This window comes from Hymenobacter elongatus (genome assembly GCF_004745955.1).
Classification (GTDB): Bacteria; Bacteroidota; Bacteroidia; order Cytophagales; family Hymenobacteraceae; genus Hymenobacter; species Hymenobacter elongatus.
Genome location: NZ_SRLD01000014.1, coordinates 82,766 through 99,932, shown reverse-complemented (window position 1 = coordinate 99,932; position 17,167 = coordinate 82,766). Strand labels below are relative to the sequence as shown.

Here is a 17,167-nt window from a genome sequence, read left to right as displayed (position 1 = left end):
CTCCTCTATATGACCTCTCTCTTTTCTCTGGCTTCTTCCTTTCTGACCCGCGGCGCGCGGCGCGGCACGGCGCGCGTAGCTCTAGCTGTGCTAACGCTGCTGGCGGCTACGGGCTGTAATCTGCAGAAGGATATCGACGTGGAGCTGCCCGCATTTCCGTCGCAGCTGGTGGTAGAGTGCTACCTCGAGCCCGGCCAGGTGCCGCGCCTAACGGTGAGCGAAACCGTACCCTACTTGAGCAGCCCCGAACCCCGGCTGCTGACGAACGTGGCAGTGGTGCTTACGCTGCCTTCGGGCCAGAAAGAAGCCTTTCGCTTTTCACCCGGCCTTGACACACTCACCCAAAAAGTCTACACGCACATCGGCCGCAATGCCCTCGTAGCCAAGCCCGGCGACACGTTTACGCTCGATGTGCAGGACACCAACGGCCGCCACGTCACGGGTAGGGCCACGATGCCCACGGTAGTGCCTATCGAGAAGGTGGAGTGGAAATTCAACGACAAGACGGCGGAGGAGCGCAAGGCTTACCTGCTGGTACGGTTTCAAGACAACGCTGCTACGGCCGACTTCTACCGCCTGCAGATTCACGCCGACAGCATCTCCGAGAATCCCAACCGCGACTTCGAACTAGACGACCGGCTCACTAACGGCCAGCTCGTCACGCTTGGCACCAGCTACCGCTACTCGGCCAACGATACGCTGCTCGTCACGCTCTACCACATCGACCAGCCCTACTACCGGTTCTTGCAGTCGGTAGATGGTGCCCGCGGCGCCAACGGCAACCCCTTCGCCCAGCCCGCCGCCATTCAGTCGTCGGTAGAAGGCGGATTGGGCATCTTCACCGTCCTCAGCTATCAACGCCGCACCGTTATCATTCAGTAATGTGGCGGCAGCCGCACAAAAAAGGCCCGCAGCATAATGCTGCGGGCCTTTTTTGTGTAGCAGCAACTGCTAAGCAGAATAAACTATTGCCGCTCCAGCACGGCCCGGAGCAGGGCTGTCAGGCGAGGCTCGGCTTCGGCTGCCACGCGCAGAATATCGGCTATAGCGACTTTTTTTAGCTTACCCGGCGAGCATAGGTCGGTGATAACCGAAATGGCCAGCACCGGCACGCCCGCATGCACGGCCGCAATAACTTCCGGCACCGTGCTCATGCCCACCGCGTCGGCCCCGATGGTGCGCAGGTAGCGGTATTCGGCGGGTGTTTCGAGCATTGGCCCCGGCAGGCTAGCATACACGCCGCGCCGCACTTTGTGGGCAAAGCCCAGTGCCTGCGCCGCCTCCTGGGCCTGGGTCAGCAGCGCCAGGTCGTAGGGCTCCAGCATATCGGGGAAGCGCGGGCCCAGCTCGTCGAGGTTGCGGCCCACCAGCGGGTTAGTGGGCTGCAGATTGATGTGGTCCTCAATCAGCATCAGGTCGCCGTAATCAAAGTCGGGGTGCAGGCCGCCGCTGGCATTGCTAACAAAAAGCTTCCGGATGCCGAGCAGCTTCATGACGCGCACCGGAAAGACTACCTGCGGCATCGAGTAGCCTTCGTAGTAGTGAAAGCGGCCCTGCATCACCAGCACCCGCCGCCCGGCCAGCGTGCCGGCCAGCAAATTGCCCGAGTGGCTTTCCACCGTCGAGGTCGGAAAGTGCGGAATCTGGGCGTAGGGCAGTGTGAAGTCAATAGCAATGTCGTGCACCAAAGCGCCCAGGCCGGTGCCGAGAATGATGCCGAATTCGGGCTGGAAGTCGCCAATCTGCTGGCGAATGTGGGCAGTGGCTTCGTGAAGGTGTTGCATAAGAGAAGAAAGTGCCCACAATAGTACGCACTGCGCCTGTGCCGCCGAAATAGCCAGTGGTTAACACCGGAAATTTCACTGGAGTTGAGTAGGGTCTGAAAATCATAAAACGGTCATGCCTGCGCGTTATGCTTGATCTGGCGTCCGCTTGTCGAAGCATGACGCGCAGGTATTGCTTTCAGACTTTTCCGACACAGCCTAACTGCCCGTGGGGGCAGTAGTTTTACAGCGCTGCACAATGATTGCCGCTGGTTTGAAACGACTTGGGCCGCACCACTGGAAAGTGGTGCGGCCCAAGTCGTTTCAGAGTCAAATGGCCGGCGGGCCTACTGAATATTCAACTCGAACGGCAAACGGGCCTGCACGCCGCTCATGGTCGAGAGCTTTTTGTACTGCTCGTACATGGGGTACATAGGGCCCATTTCCTGCTTCACCAAGTGGAGGCGGGCTTCTTCGCTAGCCGTGTTGAACATGTTTTCTACCATGTTTTTCTGGCGCGGCAGGCGCTGAATCTTGTAGTCGTTCTCCTTCAGATTGGCGCGGCGGGCCGCGATGCGCATGGCATCCTCAAACGAGCCCAACACGTCGACCAAGCCCCGGGCTTTGGCTTCTGAGCCCGACCAAACGCGGCCCGAGGCCAGGCGGCGCAGGCGCTCCACGGGCATGTTGCGGCCCTTGGCAGCTTTGGTAGTGAAGTCGGCGTAGATGCGGTTTACTTCCTGCTGCAGCTGTTGCTGCTCGAAGGCCGTGAGCGGGCGCGTGATGGTTGGTAAATCGGAAAACTTGCCCGTCGTGACCCGGTCGGTGGTGATGCCGAGCTTGTCGCGCAGCAGGGGCTGAATGTTGGGCAATACTCCGAATACGCCGATGCTGCCCGTGATGGTGTTGGGGTGAGCCACGATGGTGTCGCAGGCCATGGCAATGAAGTAGCCGCCCGAAGCCGCCACGTCGGACATCGAGCAGATGATGGGCTTCACCTTCTTGGTCAGAATCACTTCGCGGTAGATGATGTCGGAAGCCAGTGACGAGCCGCCGGGCGAGTTCACGCGCAGCACCACAGCCTTCACGTTGTCGTCGAGGCGCGCCTTGCGGATGGCCTCGGCAAAGCGGGTGCTGCCGATGTTGTCGTTGCCGCCCTTGCCGGTCACGATGTCGCCATCGGCGTAGATAACGGCAATGCGGTTGCCGCTGGTGCTGCCTTCGTCCTCAGTGTCGTCGGCGTCCTGGTAGTCGCTGAGGCTGACCAGGCTAAGCTTTTTCTTCTGGTCGAGCCCTACTTTGCCTTTCATGAAATCGAGGGCCTGGTCGTAGTAGCCCAGGTTGGTGACCAAGCCCAGGCGCTTGGCGTCGTCGGCGTTGTGCACCAGCATCGAGTCGGAAATGGCCTTGAGGCGGGGCAGCGGAATGCGGCGGGCAGTAGCCACATTCTGCAGCATGAAGTCGTTGAGCGAATTCAGGAAAGAGGACGTCTGCAGGCGGGCCGAGTCCGACATACTGTCGCGGAAGAATGGCTCCACGGCACTTTTGAACGAGCCCACGCGGAAGATGTACGGCTCAATACCGGCCTTCTCGAAGAGGTTTTTGTAATAGTAGGTCTCGGAGCTCAGCCCGTTGAATTCCAGCGTGCCCTGGGGGTTGAGGTAGAGCTTATTGGCCACCGAAGTCAGGTAGTAGCTCTTTTCGGAGGCAATATCGTTGTAGGCCACAATGAATTTGCCCGCCTTTTTGAAGTCGAGCAGCTCGTTGCGGATTTCCTCCAGCGTGGCCATCCCGGCCTGCACCAGCTCCACATTCAGGAAGATTCCCTTGATATCATCATCGGCTTTAGCCCGCCGGATAGCCAGCTTCAGCTGCTCCAGCCCGATGTTGTCGGCCTGGCTGCTGAACAGCGCGCCAAATGAGTCGCGGCTTTCGCGCTCGGCAATGGGCCGGTCGAGCTTCAGCTCCAGCACCGAGTCGTTGGCCACCGTAACGGAGCGGCCCCCGCTGACGGCAGCTACGATGAACCCCAGCCCGATGACCACGGCCACGACTGCGAAAAGCACGAGCCCGGTGAGGGTGGCCAGTACATATTTAAAAAATTGTCTCATGGGGAAAGAAAGGAATAGCGAAGTGGGTAGTCAGCGAAGCTGTGTAGGAAGTCAAAAGAACGTCATGCTGAGCGCAGCCGAAGCATCTCTACCGCGCAGGTAATCCGATTTACTACTGCGGTAGAGATGCTTCGACTGCGCTCAGCAGGACGTGCTGATTAGGGTTGGTGACTTCCTAAACAGCTGCAACAAATGTAGAAGGCTTTCGGCACTCCCAGCATAGAGGCGCAAAAGTAGCCCGGCGTTGCTTCTGTTTCGACTGACGCGGAGCGCGGTCGAATACTTTACGGTCCACCTCTATTCGATCCTCATGGCGTCCTGCTTGCTCGGGCGTCCGCTTATCGAAGCATCTCGCGTGCAGAATCACGGGAGTACCCTGGCACGCGAGATGCCTGCCGCTGTTCGACAGGACGTAGTTATTAACAAGATACATGCGCGCTAATACCCGTATTTCTCGCCCCACCACTGGCGCAGGCGCTCCTGGATCTTGGCCTCGGCCGCATTGTGGCCGGGGTCATAGAATCGTTTGCCACTGAGGGCGTCGGGCATGAACTCCTGGTAGGCAAAGTTGCCGGGGTAGTCGTGCGAATACTGGTAGGCGGTGCCGTAGCCCAGGTCTTTCATGAGCTTGGTGGGCGCGTTGCGCAACGGAATGGGCACCGCCTGCACGCCCTGCTGCCGCACCAGCGCCCGCGCTTCCCGAATGGCTTTGTAGCTGGCATTGCTCTTGGGCGAAGTAGCCAGGTACACCACCGTCTGGCCCAGAATGATATCCGATTCGGGCATCCCAATCACCGTCACGGCCTGAAAGCAGCTTTGCGCCAGCATCAGGGCATTGGGGTTGGCATTGCCCACGTCTTCCGAAGCCAGAATCAGCAGGCGGCGGGCAATGAACTTGGCATCTTCGCCGCCTTCCAGCATCACGGCCAGCCAGTAGAGCGCCGCGTTGGGGTCGGAGCCCCGAATGCTTTTGATGAAGGCCGAAATAACGTCGTAGTGCATCTCGCCACCTTTGTCGTAGCGCGCCAGATTTTGCTGGGCCAGCTGCTGCACCACGGCATCGGTAACGACGATTTCGCCGCTCGCGGGGTCGGGGCGGCTCGATTCGACCACGATTTCGAGCAGATTGAGCAGCTTGCGGGCGTCGCCGCCCGAAATCATGAGCAGCGCCCCGTATTCGGCGATGCGCACTTTTTTCTGCTTCAGCACTTCGTCTTCCAGCAGCGCCTTATCTACCAGCTCCGTCAGCACTTCCTTGCTCAACGGCTCCAGCACGTACACCTGGGCCCGGCTCAGCACGGCCGGAATCACCTCGAACGATGGATTCTCGGTAGTAGCCCCAATCAGCGTGACAATGCCCTGCTCCACGGCCCCCAGCAGCGCATCCTGCTGCGACTTGCTGAAGCGGTGAATCTCATCGATAAACAGCACCGTGCCCCGCTGTTTTCGGGCCCGCTCTATCACCTCGCGCACGTCTTTTACGCCGGCATTTACGGCGCTCAGGGCGGCAAAGGGCTGGCCTAGCGCATTGGCCAGCAGGTGGGCCAGCGTGGTTTTGCCCACGCCCGGTGGCCCCCACAGAATCAGGGACGGCAGGCGCTTGGCGTTCAGGTAGCGCCGCAGCACGCCGTCGGGGCCCACCAGATGCTGCTGGCCGGCATATTCGTCGAGGGTGCGGGGGCGGCGGCGCTCAGCCAGCGGGGCATTGGCGGCCACAGCCGGGCGCGCAGGAGCAGCAGAAGGTTCAGCGTCGAAAAGAGAGCCGGTAGCCATAAAAACGGAATAAAAGTCGGCCCGAAAAAAGCAGGCCCGCCGGGAAGGCAAGGATGAGGGAAAGGCGGGCGGAAAAAGAAATTCCCGCGGCCCGCCCGTTGATACGCGAACTACAAAGTTCGCGCTACTACCTTCGCCGACAATGAAAAATTCTCTCCGCGTACACGCAGCTTTGTTTCTGGTGTCGGTCATCTACGCGGCCAACTATAGCTTGTCGAAAGATGTGATGCCCGACTACATGGGCCCGTTTGGCATCGTGACGCTGCGTATCGTGGGTGCGGCGCTGTTCTTCGGCATCGTGAGCCGGCTGGTAGCGCCCCAGGACCGCATCCTGGGCCGCGCCGATACTATCCGGGCTGTTCTGTGCGGCATTATCGGCATTGGGGGCAATCAGCTGCTGTTTTTCTCGGGTTTGAACTACACCTCGCCCATCAACGCCTCGCTGCTGCAGACCATTGCCCCAATTGTGGTGGTCATTGCCTCGGCCATCTTATTGAGCGAGAAAATTACGCTGCTGCGGGTGTTGGGCATCATGCTGGGCGGCATCGGCGCGGCCACCGTGATTCTGAGCCGCGACGCGGGCGGCTTGGTATACCCCAATGCCACGCTGGGCAATATTTTTATTCTGCTCAATGCCACCGCGTTTGGGGTGTACTTGGTACTGGTCACGCCACTGATGCGCAAGTATCACGCTTTTACGGTGCTGGCCCGCATTTTTCTGGTGGGCGCTTTCGTAGCCGTGCCCTTTGGCTGGCAGGGTGTGCTGGCCGCCGACTACAGCCGCTTTCCGCTCTATATCTGGGCCGAAATCGTGTACATGGTCGTCTTCCTGACCATCATTGCCTACCTGCTCAACAACTGGGCGCTGAAATATGCCTCCCCCGCTCTGCTGGGCGTGTATATCTATTTGCAGCCGATTCTGGCCGTGCTTATCGCCGTGAGTCTGGGCAAAGACCACTTTACCTGGGCGCGGGCCTTGCAGGCCGCCCTGATTTTTGGCGGCGTGTTTCTGGTCAGCCGCAAGCCCAAGGACGTAGCCGTAGCGCCCGACGACGCTATTCCGCTGGAGCCGGTGCAGGATTGACGCGGGTGGAAGATTGAACGTCGTACAGCAGAACCTCCTTTAATAGAACGTCATTCCGAGCAGAGCGAGGAATCTCGCGTGCCATGGTATTGTTATGCTGAGCTTGTCGAAGCATCTCTACCGCGCCGTTTGCGCCGTTCAACGAAGCGGTAGAGATGCTTCGGCTGCGCTCAGCATGACGTTCTTTCCCCAACAACATCAGCACGTGAGATTCCTCGGCTGCGCTCGGAATGACGTTCTATTAAGGTACGTTCTGTTGAATGACGTTCTGTTTTAATCACTACCATTGCCCGACTATCTACCCTACCCCATGACCACGCCCTCGCCTACTCCGCACTACCCGGTGCCCGTGCTGGAAACTGCCCGCCTGCTGCTGCGCGGCTACAAGCCCGATGACCTGCCGGCTTTTCTGGCTATGTTTCAGCAGCCGGAGTTCTACCGCTACCTCACCGGCAAGCCCGTTTCGGAGGAGGAAGCCTGGTCGACGATTCTGCGTAGCGCGGGCCACTGGGTGCTGCAGGGCTTCGGCTTCTGGGCCGTGGAGGAAAAAGCCACCGGCCGCTTCCTGGGCTCCATCGGCTTCGTGGATCGGAAACGCGACATCGTGCCGGCCATCAACGGCGCGCCAGAAATCGGCTGGGTGCTGGACCCGGCCGTGCACGGCCGGGGCTACGCCTCCGAAGCCGTGGAAACCGTGCTGGCCTGGGGCGATGCGCATTTTCAGGGTGCCCGCACCGTCTGCATCATGGACCCCGACAACCTAGCCTCCCGACGCATCGCCGAGAAATTCGGCTACTCCGAATACGCCCGCACGACTTACCACGATGGGCCAACGATGATGCTGGAACGGCCGGCACGGCCGGTGAGCAATACGCTATAAAACAACATATCAAGCCACTCAAACACAAGGCTCTATGACTGATTACGAGTTGAAAGATATCGACCCTGAGGATATGGATGAGATACTCACGAAAGTAGAGTGGTCTTTCAACATCCGGTTTGTGAGCAATGAACTGGCGCACATAAGAACCTTCGGGGAGCTTTGCGACTACATTACCGCTAAAATACCGCTCGACCATAGCAGCAGTTGCACCAGCCAACAGGCATTCTACAAGTTGCGCAAGGCCTTTTCCGATACGTTACCGCTTGATAGCGGCCATATCGCGCCCGCTACCCTTCTCACTGACCTGCTGCCTCGTCAGAACCGCGAGCAAACAGTCCAGAAGATCGAGCACAGCCTGGGTTTCCGACTCAACTTGTTAAGTATTCCCGGTTGGTTATCGGCTATCTTGGGCTTGAGCTTCCTGATTTCAATAGCGGGCTTTTTCATTAGCTGGCAAGTGGGCGTGGCGGGAATGGCCTTATCCATTCTTGGCTTCCGGCTAGCCGATCGGTTTGCCAGCAATACGCTCCAATTAAAAACCGTAGGTCAGGTTGCCAAGAAGATGACCCGAGAGGATTACTTACGCTCCAGGCGCAACCCACACACATTCAACCGGGATGAAGTGAGCAAGGTATTGACCGAATTATTCAGCACCGGGCTAGACTTGGACAAAGCCGATCTGACCAGAGAAGCACGATTTGTTTAACGCCTGACAAACCCAAAAAGACCCGCTGCATTGCTGCAACGGGCCTTTTTCGTACACTAAAATCCGAAATCCTTACAGGTGAATCACCTCGCCATACGCGGCGGCGGCGGCTTCCATCACGGCCTCGCTCATGGTGGGGTGCGGGTGCACCGACTTGATGATTTCGTGGCCGGTGGTTTCGAGCTTGCGGGCTACGACTACCTCGGCAATCATTTCCGTCACGTTGGCCCCAATCATGTGGGCACCGAGCCACTCGCCGTACTTCTTATCGAAGATGACTTTCACGAAGCCGTCCTTGACGCCGGCGGCCGAGGCCTTGCCGGAAGCCGAGAAGGGGAACTTGCCCACCAGCACGTCGAAACCTTTGTCACGAGCCTCCTTTTCGGTGAGACCCACGCTGGCAATTTCGGGCTGGGCGTAGGTGCAGCCGGGAATGTTCTGGTAGTTGAGCGGCTCGGGGTGGTGGCCGGTAATCTGCTCGACGCAGATAATGCCTTCGGCGGAGGCTACGTGGGCCAGCGCGGGGCCGGGCACGATGTCGCCGATGGCGTAGATGCCGGGCACGTTGGTCTGGTAGTAGTCGTCCACGATCAGGCGGCCCTTCTCGACCTTGATGCCCAGCTCTTCCAGGCCCAGATTTTCGAGATTGGTGACCACGCCGGCGGCGCTCAGCACCACGTCGCAGGCAATCTGCTGGTCGCCTTTGGCTGTTTTCACCGTCACGACGCAGCCTTCGCCGCTGGTGTCCACGTGGGTCACTTCGGCCGAGGTCATGACCGTAATGCCGATTTTCTTGAAGGATTTCTCCATCTGGCGCGACACGTCCTCGTCCTCCACCGGCACGATGCGGGGCAGGTATTCCACCACCGTCACCTCGGTGCCCATGGTGCGGTAGAAGTAGGCAAACTCGACGCCAATGGCTCCCGAGCCCACCACGACCATGCGCTTGGGCAGGCTTTCGAGCGTCATGGCTTTGCGGTAGCCAATGATTTTTTTGTCGTCAATCGGCATGGAAGGCAGCTCGCGCGAGCGGGCTCCGGTGGCCAGAATAATGTGCTTGGCCTCCACGGTTTCCTTCGAGCCGTCTTCTTTCGTCACCTCTACTTTGCCGGGAGCCAGCAGCTTGCCGATGCCCGATACGGTTTCGATCTTATTCTTTTTGAACAGGAAGTTGATGCCCTTGCTCATGCCATCGGCTACGCCCCGGCTGCGCTTAATCACGGCTTCAAAGTCAAAGCCCGTTTCCCCCACCGTCAGGCCGTAGTCCTGGGCGTGCTGAAGGTACTCATACACCTGGGCCGTTTTGAGCAGGGCTTTGGTCGGGATGCAGCCCCAGTTGAGGCAGATTCCGCCGAGCGACTCACGCTCTATCACGCCTACTTTCAAGCCAAGCTGGGAAGCCCGGATAGCTGCTACGTAGCCGCCGGGGCCGCTGCCGATAACGACCAGGTCGTATTGCAATGCCATATTAGTTTGGGTTTTGTAAGGAAATTATTGTCCTTTGCTTGAAGACAGATCTATTCTTTCTTGATTTGACGAAAGAACCACTGCCAAGCACTTTTCTCCGGTGTTCGGCAGCGGGGTAAAGATAAGGACCGAATCCATCTTCCCGCATTTCCGCCCCTATTCCCCAACCCAGCCACCAGTCCCGTTTTTTGCCGACGCTTTTTCTTCCCGTATTCATCCCCTATCATTTTATGAAGCACTTCTCCTTCCTTCTGCTCTGTGGCGCGCTGACCATGCCCGCCGCGCATGCCCAGCTGGCTATCAGCGCCCCGGTTACGACGGTCAGCGCACCCGTGACTTCCGTGCCGACGCGGACGCTGTCGAAAAGCGAATACAAAGCGCAGCTAAAAGCGGCCGACGCAACGCTACAGACGACTCCCAAAGACGTGGAGGCTCTGCTGAGCCGCGCCCAGGCGCACGTCGAGCTGAAAGACTACCCCGAGGCCGTAGCCGACTACAACACGCTGCTACGGCTGCAGCCGGCTAACGTGGAATGGTATTACCTGCGCGGCACCGCCCGGCTGCGCGCCGAGGAGTTTCAGCCGGCCATGGCCGATTTTACCAAAGCCCTGAAGTATGATGCCAAGCACAAGCCCAGCATGCTGTACCGGGGCGTGGCCCGCATGAAAGCCACGAACTACAAAGGCGCTATTACGGATTTCAGCCAGATTATCGTGCAGGACCCCGAAAACGCCGATGCTTATGAGTATCGGGGCGTATGCTACTCACTCGCCGGCCAGGATGCGCTGGCCGTGAAGGATCTGGAAAAGGCAGCGGCTCTTAACCCCGCAGCTGCCAAAACTCTGAAGCGCTACCGGCCGGGCAAATAACTCGCCGCTCACCCCCTGCGCAGCGCCCAGCCGAAACCGGTTGGGCGCTTTTTTTGCGTTAAAAGGCAACCTCAACACCTGCTTCACGTCTACACGCTGGGCACGCCCAAAGTCCTGATTTCGCAGGGCTGCCCGCCGCTCCAAGACAGGCTATTTCTTCTGACTATCTGCTTTTTACGCAATGAAAAACTTTGTACTCCATCTCGTAGCGGGTACGGCTACGGTCCTGCTTACCACCCAATGTGCTACCACCGTCGAAAACGACACGCCCGGCTCCCGTCGGGCCGTTTCGACCGAGTCGTCGGCCCCGCGCCTGCCCGCCACGGCTACGGCGGTTACCAACGCGGCCAGTGCGCCGCCAGCGGCGGCCACCAGCCCTACGGCCAGCGTGGCTACTGCGCCCGTGGTAGAGCCGGCGGCCCGCAAGAATAACGCGGACTACAAGGCCGATATCCGGATGGCTGACGCCGCGCTGAAAGCCAAGCCGCGCGACGCGGACGCGCTGCTGGTACGGGCCAAGGCGAAAAGCCACCTGAAAGACTACCGGGAAGCCGTTACGGATTACAACTCGGTGCTACGCCTGAAGCCCACCAACGCCGAAGCCTACTACAATCGGGGCCTGACACGCCTGAAGCTCAAGGAATACACGCCCGCCATCAGCGACTTTTCCAAAGCCCTCAAGTACCGTCCCGACGATAAGGAAGCCTTTTTTGGGCGCGGCGCGGCAAAAATGCAGCTCTTCAACTTCAAAGGCGCTATTCCCGACTTCACCAAAGCCCTGACGCTGGACAGCACCTACGCCGACGCCTACGAGTACCGTGGCATCAGCTACTCGTCCATCAATAAGCCGAACGAGGCGAAAATGGACCTGGAAAAAGCTACCCGTCTCAACCCGGAAGCTGCCAAAAGCCTGCGCCGCTACGCCGGCAAAGACTGACCGATACGCCAGGCAGCTTCTTAGGAGATATTTAGATTTTTTCAAAAACGCCGATTCCTCCTGCGAGGAATCGGCGTTTTTGCTGCTGCTCCTCTCAGAGCCTATCCGAATAGGTGGTCATGCATGACACGTTCTATTTTGCCCAAATGAAGCAGTGGAGATGCTTCGACTACGTAGACGCCAGATCGAGCAGGACAACACGGCTAAACACGCATTTACTTTCCCCCGAACAGCAGCTTCACATAAAAGCTGGGCTGGCGCAGCCGCTCGCGCATATTCAGGTCCATGAACATGCTGGACAGCGTTTCGGCCAGCGTGGGGTTGTTGGCGGCGCGGTTGGCCACGAAGTTGAATAAGGTGGGGAAGTTCAGCAGGCGCTGCATGGCCCGACTCAGGCGCAGCTCCTGGCCCAGGCGGCGGTAGACGGCGGCATCATACTGCTTCAGAAACGCGGCGCTGGTATCGTGGGCGGCCAGGGCCCGCACGGCCCAGTCGGCAGCGTGCCGGCCACTGACCATGGCGTGGCTGATGCCTTCGCCGCTAAACGGGTCGATGAGAGAAGCCGCGTCGCCGAGCAGCAAGTAGGCGTCGCCGGAAATAGCGCGGCGCTTGGAGCCCAGCGGCAGGCCGAAGCCACGCACGGGGCCGAGGCGCCGGGCATCCCGGAACCGTTCGCGCAGGGCGGGGTGGTTTTCGAGCATATCGGCCAGCCGCTCGCGCAGGTTCACTTTTTTCGCCGCTACGGCCTTGCTCAGCATGCCCACTCCCACGTTGGCCTGCCCGTTGGGCAAGGGAAACACCCATAGGTAGCCGGGCAGAAAATCCTGGATGAAGTGCAGCTCGATGAAGTTGTCGGGGCTCAGGCCCGTAACGCCCTCATAGTAAGCCCGCAGGCCCGCGCAATGGTGGTCGGGCTCCAGCGCATGGCCTGCTATCTGGCGCGCAAAGGCCGACTGCGCTCCGTTGGCCACCAGCAGAATCTGCGCGGAAGCAATGATTTCCCCGGTGGCGGTGCGCAGCAGCCAGCGGCCGTCGGCGGTGCGCTCATACTGGGTAACGTCTACGCCTTCCAGCAGCTCGATTTCGGGCTTCTGCCGCACTTCTTCCACCAGAAAGTTGTCGAAGTCAATGCGCTTGGCAATGTGGCCGGCAGCGAGGTCGGTGGCTTTGTTAAAGTCGGGCCGGAATGGAATAGCGAGGCGGCGACCATTGGGGGCAAAAAAATCGATACCCCAGGAAGGCAGCTGCGTGGGCGCGGCGGCCAGCCGGCCCGGCACATCGTCGCCGATGCGGCGTAGCTCGCTGATAACCTTGCCGCTAAGCGCATCGCCACAGACTTTGTCGCGCGGAAAATCGGCTTTATCCAACAGCAGTACGCGCTGGCCGGCCCGCGCCAGATGCAGCGCCGCCGTGGCCCCGCCCGGCCCGGCTCCCAGAATACAAATCGAAACTTCGCGCATAGAGTACGTGGGGCGCTGCCCCCGGTCAAATTTGCTGCAACCTACGGCAAAGCTCCTCCATTCGGCGCACAGCACCAAAGGTGGCAGGTCAAAAGGCCACCTCGCCGGGGCAAACACTACATAGCTTGTTTTACTACCTTCGCCACCATGACAAAACTGCTCGACGGAAAAGTGGCCCTGATTACGGGGGCTTCCAAAGGAATTGGCCGCGCCATTGCGGTGCATTTTGCCCAGCTTGGGGCCAATGTGGCATTCACCTACCTCTCCAGCGTGGAGAAAGGCCAGCAGCTCGAACAGGAGCTGGCCGCGCACGGCACCAAAGTTAAAGGCTTCCGCTCCGACGCCTCCGACTACAGCCAAGCCGAAAAGCTGATTGACGACGTGCTGACCGAGTTTGGCAAGCTCGATATCCTCGTCAACAATGCCGGCATTACGCAGGACGGCTTGCTGATGCGCATGAGCGAGCAGCAGTGGGACCAGGTGCTGGGCGTGAATCTGAAGTCGGTATTCAACCTGACCAAAGCCGCCATTAAGCCCATGATGCGTGCCAAAGCCGGCAGCATCGTGAATATGACCTCGGTGGTGGGCATCAAAGGCAACGCCGGCCAGGCCAACTATGCCGCTTCCAAAGCCGGTATCATTGGCTTCACCAAATCGGTGGCCCTGGAGCTGGGCTCGCGCAATATCCGCTGCAACGCCATTGCGCCCGGCTTCATCGAAACTGAAATGACTGATGCCCTCGACCCCAAGCAGGTGGACGAGTGGCGCAAAGCCATTCCGCTGCGCCGCGGCGGCACCCCCGAAGACGTGGCCAAGGCCACCGCTTTCCTCGCCTCCGACGACAGCAGCTACATCAGCGGCCAGGTGCTGCAGGTAGATGGCGGCATGCTGACCTAAGCGGCCAGTCACCGGCTTTTTGCAACGACTAATTAAGTAGAACGTCATGCTGCGCGAAGCCGAAGCATCTTGCGTGCACTGGTAAATAATTTTACTGCTGCGGGAGAGATGCTTCGGCTTCGCGCAGCATGACGTTCTGTTTCAAGCGCACCACCCCATTTCCACTTCTCATGAAACCCCGGCTCCTGCTGCTTCTGCTGCCACTGTTGCTGGTAGCCCTGCTGGCCCACGGCTGCAGCGCCGCTATGCGCGCCTGCAGGCCAGCCGCTACGCCTCAACCGCCGTGACTCAGGCCGCGCCGCAGCTCCACGACGGCGACCTTATTTTCCAGACCTCGCAGTCGGCGCAGAGCCGGGCCATTCAGCTGGCCACGAAGTCGGAGTACAGCCACTGCGGCATCCTGTTTCGGCGCGGCCGGGAGTGGCGGGTGTTCGAAGCCGTGCAGCCGGTGAGCGAAACATCGTTGGCCAACTGGATAGCGCGGGGCCAGGACGGCCGTTTCGTGGTGAAGCGCCTGCGCGACGCCACAACCGTGCTGACGCCCGCCGTATTGCAGCGCCTGCAGGCCGCCGGCCGCCAGTACCAGGGCAAAAGCTACGACCTCTATTTCGGCTGGAGTGATGAGCGGATTTACTGCTCGGAGCTGCTCTGGAAGATGTACAAAACCGCCACCGGCCGCGAAATCGGCCAGCTCCAGACCCTGCGCGAATTCGACCTGAGCCACCCGGCGGTGCAGGCCAAGCTGCGGGAGCGGTACGGCAAGAATATTCCGCTGGAGGAGAAGGTAATTTCCCCGGTCCGGATGCTGGAAAGTAAGGAGCTGGTGACCGTACCAGCACGCTGAGACCAGCTAGCAACGAGCCGACCAGATCAGAACGCCGCCGGTCTAACCGGTTCAACGGGTGGCCCAAAGATATTGCGCCAGGAATGGCCGAGGGCAGTAAAACCTTGTTTCAAGCTAGTGCGGGCCGTCATGCCAGTTTCTTTCCAATATTATCATTTGCGCATACATGCACCCTGACAACTTTGTTTTCCTATTTTTGACCCACTAACCGCTCTGCCCTATCCGGCGCTTATCCACGCCACCTATTGCATGTGATTACCTTTCCTACTTAGCGGGAAAGGTTTGTATTGTCCACCAATATCCCTTTTCACATGTTTACCAGTTCTTTACGCGTAGGAGCTTTTATAGCTCTGGGAACCCTTGGGCTGCTATCTGGCTGCTCGAAAGATGCTGAAACGGTACAACCGGATCCGGCAGAAGTGCTAACCCCCCAGCAAAAAACCGAACTGCGGGTGTCCTTTGCCAAAACCATGGCCAAGGCGCTTACCAAGAAGGAAGTGCGGGAAGCCATCAAGGCGCAGTCCATCCAGTACTTCGACAAGGACTACGATGTGCTGTTCAGCCAGCTCAAGCAAGCCAAAGTAGGCCGGCAGAAGACGCTGTATTCGTACCTTGATTCGCTCTCCCAATCTGGCATTGCCCTGGGGCGCATCGCGACGAATCTGCCGCTGCTGAACATTTATGTTCCCCAATTTCCAAATCAGGAGTGGGACGCTGCTACGCAGGTTCCGTTAGTAGCCGTTCGCGACGCGCAAGACCGCCTTATCGCCTTCAACCAGGATGGGGAACAAGCGGAGCTGGACCCCAAGGAGCAGCCCAATATTCCGGTTCTCGTGATAAAGGATAACGAACGGGTACTTGCCGGGCGCGGAGCACCGTCCACCAAAAACCATGGTGACTTCCTGTTTAAGGATGGCGAGGTGAGCTACTATTTCCTGGATAATGAATACAATGGCGTGCAATCCTCAATTGCGACCCGGAAGGTGGGCCTGTATGATCCGAGTGCGCCAGACTACAAGGTTCGCGAGGCATTTGGCATAGGAAATACCTGCCAGAACTGTGCGCAGCGGGACTGGATTTATTATAACATCAACGTCTCTGGTGGGCAGTCGGAAGGGACCCTGAATTCCAATTTCGAGGAAGCCATAACCGCTATGCGTTTCGAAAATCTGGCGGGCTTCACAACAATTGGCGGCTGGGATGAGGGCAACTATGAATTCTGGATCAACGGATTTTTTGGTGGCTCTTCGCCTACTACGCTCACGCCCAACTTCAAGAACCTATCCGTTAGCGCCGACAATTTATTTACCTACCACATGGAGCGCCGCACGAAAGGAATATTCGGGTGGAACTCGTACTATGTGAAAGTGGTGGATGCTCCTAAAGAATACACCTTCACGGTTCCCGTGAAGTTCGTTCCGTGGGATATGAAAAAGTACGGCGACACGTGGGGTATGATGCTGGAGGAATACGATCCGACCGTTACGGAAAAGAAGACCTATAAGCACACTACTACCGTTGGGACCAACTGGAAGCTGGATGCTAGCACTGGCACCGATATAAAGGTGGGCGGTTCGCTTGGCGGCAGCACCACCAACCAAAAGGAGTATACCGTTGAATACGAGTCCCAAACTGGCAATGACCGGCTCGGTGGCGTAGTGGTTTCCTTTAACTCCCCCGTTATAACCCGCTTACAGGGCGGAGAGCTGGTGTGGCTTGAGCCGAACACAGTCTGGACCAACGAACTGACCTCGGGAACGGTGATTATGTCATTCGAAACGGTGCGCGTGCGGTAGTTTTTTTCATGGGCAGCTCATCCTACCGCAGAGGCTAGTATGGGCTGCCCCAGTATTTGTTTAAGCTGATGAGATTTACAAGCTCCTTTCATGCCCTGGTACTATTCCTTGTCGTCGCGTTGCTGGCCTCATGCCAAAAAGACGCAATAGATACGACGGGCAGCGTAGCTATTTCCTTCACTCCGGTTATAAATGCCGATGTGCCGGACAGCTATTACTGCTCGGTACATGTGGCGGAAACCTATCCGAATACCCCACCGCTTGCCAGGAAGTATGTTGCCGACTTCGCAACGCAAATAGATGGCACGGTGCGGGTTACATTCGACCACTTGAACCCTGGCGACTATATCTTCACGTATTATAAGAACCGCCAGCTAGTGCCCCATAGCGTTCAGGTAGCCTCTCAGAAAACCACCACTTTCACGTTTTAGCAGCGCAGGAAAGCCGCAACCCAGCGCGGTTACTTTTGATTCACAACAGTGGGGGCTAAACAGCAGGTGACCACCTGGTGCTTAGCCCCCACTGCGTTGGGTGGAAGTACCAACTATTCTGTACGCTGCTGCCCTATTCTTCCAGT

15 protein-coding genes are annotated in these 17,167 nt (G+C 58.7%); 10 read left to right on the top strand and 5 right to left on the bottom strand.

The window, feature by feature from the left end:
* The first annotated feature begins 9 nt into the window (after window positions 1-9).
* Window positions 10-882: a DUF4249 domain-containing protein gene (locus tag E5J99_RS09070; RefSeq protein WP_135497405.1), complete on the top strand. Its 873-nt coding sequence runs from the start codon at window positions 10-12 to the stop codon at window positions 880-882.
* 83 nt (window positions 883-965) lie between these two features.
* On the opposite strand, the gene E5J99_RS09065 is transcribed toward E5J99_RS09070, so the two are convergent.
* The 3 genes from E5J99_RS09065 to E5J99_RS09055 form a co-directional block, all read right to left on the bottom strand.
* Window positions 966-1,784 (bottom strand): purine-nucleoside phosphorylase, encoded by an 819-nt coding sequence (locus E5J99_RS09065; RefSeq protein WP_135497404.1) that lies wholly within the window; start codon window positions 1,782-1,784, stop codon window positions 966-968.
* A gap of 326 nt (window positions 1,785-2,110) precedes the next feature.
* The gene (gene sppA, locus E5J99_RS09060; protein WP_135497403.1) at window positions 2,111-3,874 is read right to left on the bottom strand and encodes a signal peptide peptidase SppA; all 1,764 of its coding nucleotides are present in this window, start codon (window positions 3,872-3,874) and stop codon (window positions 2,111-2,113) included.
* 438 nt (window positions 3,875-4,312) lie between these two features.
* Entirely contained in the window at window positions 4,313-5,647 is a 1,335-nt protein-coding gene (locus tag E5J99_RS09055) for a replication-associated recombination protein A (RefSeq protein WP_135497402.1), read from the bottom strand.
* Between the two features lie 142 nt (window positions 5,648-5,789).
* Here E5J99_RS09055 and E5J99_RS09050 point away from each other — a divergent pair, with 142 nt between their 5' ends.
* The 3 genes from E5J99_RS09050 to E5J99_RS09040 all read left to right on the top strand — a co-directional run bounded on the left by E5J99_RS09050 (window position 5,790) and on the right by E5J99_RS09040 (window position 8,320).
* Window positions 5,790-6,731 carry a DMT family transporter gene (locus tag E5J99_RS09050; RefSeq protein WP_135497401.1) on the top strand — a complete coding sequence of 314 codons (942 nt, stop codon included), beginning with the start codon at window positions 5,790-5,792 and terminating at the stop codon, window positions 6,729-6,731.
* Window positions 6,732-7,017: 286 nt separating this feature from the next.
* A complete protein-coding gene (locus tag E5J99_RS09045; protein WP_245318823.1) occupies window positions 7,018-7,611 on the top strand; it encodes a GNAT family N-acetyltransferase in 594 nt (197 codons plus the stop codon).
* A gap of 34 nt (window positions 7,612-7,645) precedes the next feature.
* A complete protein-coding gene (locus E5J99_RS09040; RefSeq protein WP_135497400.1) occupies window positions 7,646-8,320 on the top strand; it encodes a hypothetical protein in 675 nt (224 codons plus the stop codon).
* A gap of 72 nt (window positions 8,321-8,392) precedes the next feature.
* Here E5J99_RS09040 and lpdA read toward each other — a convergent pair whose 3' ends face one another.
* Window positions 8,393-9,787 (bottom strand): dihydrolipoyl dehydrogenase, encoded by a 1,395-nt coding sequence (gene lpdA, locus E5J99_RS09035; RefSeq protein ID WP_135497399.1) that lies wholly within the window; start codon window positions 9,785-9,787, stop codon window positions 8,393-8,395.
* 230 nt (window positions 9,788-10,017) lie between these two features.
* On the opposite strand from lpdA, the gene E5J99_RS09030 reads away from it, so the two are divergent.
* Both E5J99_RS09030 and E5J99_RS09025 read left to right on the top strand, forming a co-directional pair.
* A complete protein-coding gene (locus E5J99_RS09030; protein ID WP_135497398.1) occupies window positions 10,018-10,656 on the top strand; it encodes a tetratricopeptide repeat protein in 639 nt (212 codons plus the stop codon).
* Between the two features lie 181 nt (window positions 10,657-10,837).
* Entirely contained in the window at window positions 10,838-11,593 is a 756-nt protein-coding gene (locus E5J99_RS09025; protein WP_135497416.1) for a tetratricopeptide repeat protein, read from the top strand.
* Window positions 11,594-11,808: 215 nt separating this feature from the next.
* On the opposite strand, the gene E5J99_RS09020 is transcribed toward E5J99_RS09025, so the two are convergent.
* Window positions 11,809-13,053, bottom strand: coding sequence for an NAD(P)/FAD-dependent oxidoreductase (locus E5J99_RS09020; protein WP_135497397.1), 1,245 nt, complete (start codon window positions 13,051-13,053; stop codon window positions 11,809-11,811).
* A 147-nt stretch (window positions 13,054-13,200) separates the two neighbouring features.
* Here E5J99_RS09020 and fabG point away from each other — a divergent pair, with 147 nt between their 5' ends.
* From fabG to E5J99_RS09000, 4 genes are all read left to right on the top strand, one after another.
* Window positions 13,201-13,950 (top strand): 3-oxoacyl-[acyl-carrier-protein] reductase, encoded by a 750-nt coding sequence (fabG, locus tag E5J99_RS09015; protein ID WP_135497396.1) that lies wholly within the window; start codon window positions 13,201-13,203, stop codon window positions 13,948-13,950.
* Window positions 13,951-14,233: 283 nt separating this feature from the next.
* Window positions 14,234-14,794, top strand: a complete 561-nt coding sequence (locus E5J99_RS09010; RefSeq protein ID WP_210114428.1) for a YiiX family permuted papain-like enzyme — start codon at window positions 14,234-14,236, stop codon at window positions 14,792-14,794.
* A 452-nt stretch (window positions 14,795-15,246) separates the two neighbouring features.
* Window positions 15,247-16,590 carry a hypothetical protein gene (locus E5J99_RS09005; RefSeq protein WP_210114427.1) on the top strand — a complete coding sequence of 448 codons (1,344 nt, stop codon included), beginning with the start codon at window positions 15,247-15,249 and terminating at the stop codon, window positions 16,588-16,590.
* Between the two features lie 68 nt (window positions 16,591-16,658).
* Window positions 16,659-17,021 carry a hypothetical protein gene (locus E5J99_RS09000; protein WP_135497393.1) on the top strand — a complete coding sequence of 121 codons (363 nt, stop codon included), beginning with the start codon at window positions 16,659-16,661 and terminating at the stop codon, window positions 17,019-17,021.
* Window positions 17,022-17,167 lie beyond the last annotated feature (146 nt).

Bases quoted from the DNA above. Each gene is read 5' to 3' on its own strand.
- E5J99_RS09070 (WP_135497405.1), top strand. From the start codon at position 10: ATGACCTCTCTCTTTTCTCTGGCTTCTTCCTTTCTGACCCGCGGCGCG.
- E5J99_RS09065 (WP_135497404.1), bottom strand. From the start codon at position 1,784: ATGCAACACCTTCACGAAGCCACTGCCCACATTCGCCAGCAGATTGGC.
- sppA (WP_135497403.1), bottom strand. From the start codon at position 3,874: ATGAGACAATTTTTTAAATATGTACTGGCCACCCTCACCGGGCTCGTG.
- E5J99_RS09055 (WP_135497402.1), bottom strand. From the start codon at position 5,647: ATGGCTACCGGCTCTCTTTTCGACGCTGAACCTTCTGCTGCTCCTGCG.
- E5J99_RS09050 (WP_135497401.1), top strand. From the start codon at position 5,790: ATGAAAAATTCTCTCCGCGTACACGCAGCTTTGTTTCTGGTGTCGGTC.
- E5J99_RS09040 (WP_135497400.1), top strand. From the start codon at position 7,646: ATGACTGATTACGAGTTGAAAGATATCGACCCTGAGGATATGGATGAG.
- lpdA (WP_135497399.1), bottom strand. From the start codon at position 9,787: ATGGCATTGCAATACGACCTGGTCGTTATCGGCAGCGGCCCCGGCGGC.
- E5J99_RS09030 (WP_135497398.1), top strand. From the start codon at position 10,018: ATGAAGCACTTCTCCTTCCTTCTGCTCTGTGGCGCGCTGACCATGCCC.
- E5J99_RS09025 (WP_135497416.1), top strand. From the start codon at position 10,838: ATGAAAAACTTTGTACTCCATCTCGTAGCGGGTACGGCTACGGTCCTG.
- E5J99_RS09020 (WP_135497397.1), bottom strand. From the start codon at position 13,053: ATGCGCGAAGTTTCGATTTGTATTCTGGGAGCCGGGCCGGGCGGGGCC.
- fabG (WP_135497396.1), top strand. From the start codon at position 13,201: ATGACAAAACTGCTCGACGGAAAAGTGGCCCTGATTACGGGGGCTTCC.
- E5J99_RS09000 (WP_135497393.1), top strand. From the start codon at position 16,659: ATGAGATTTACAAGCTCCTTTCATGCCCTGGTACTATTCCTTGTCGTC.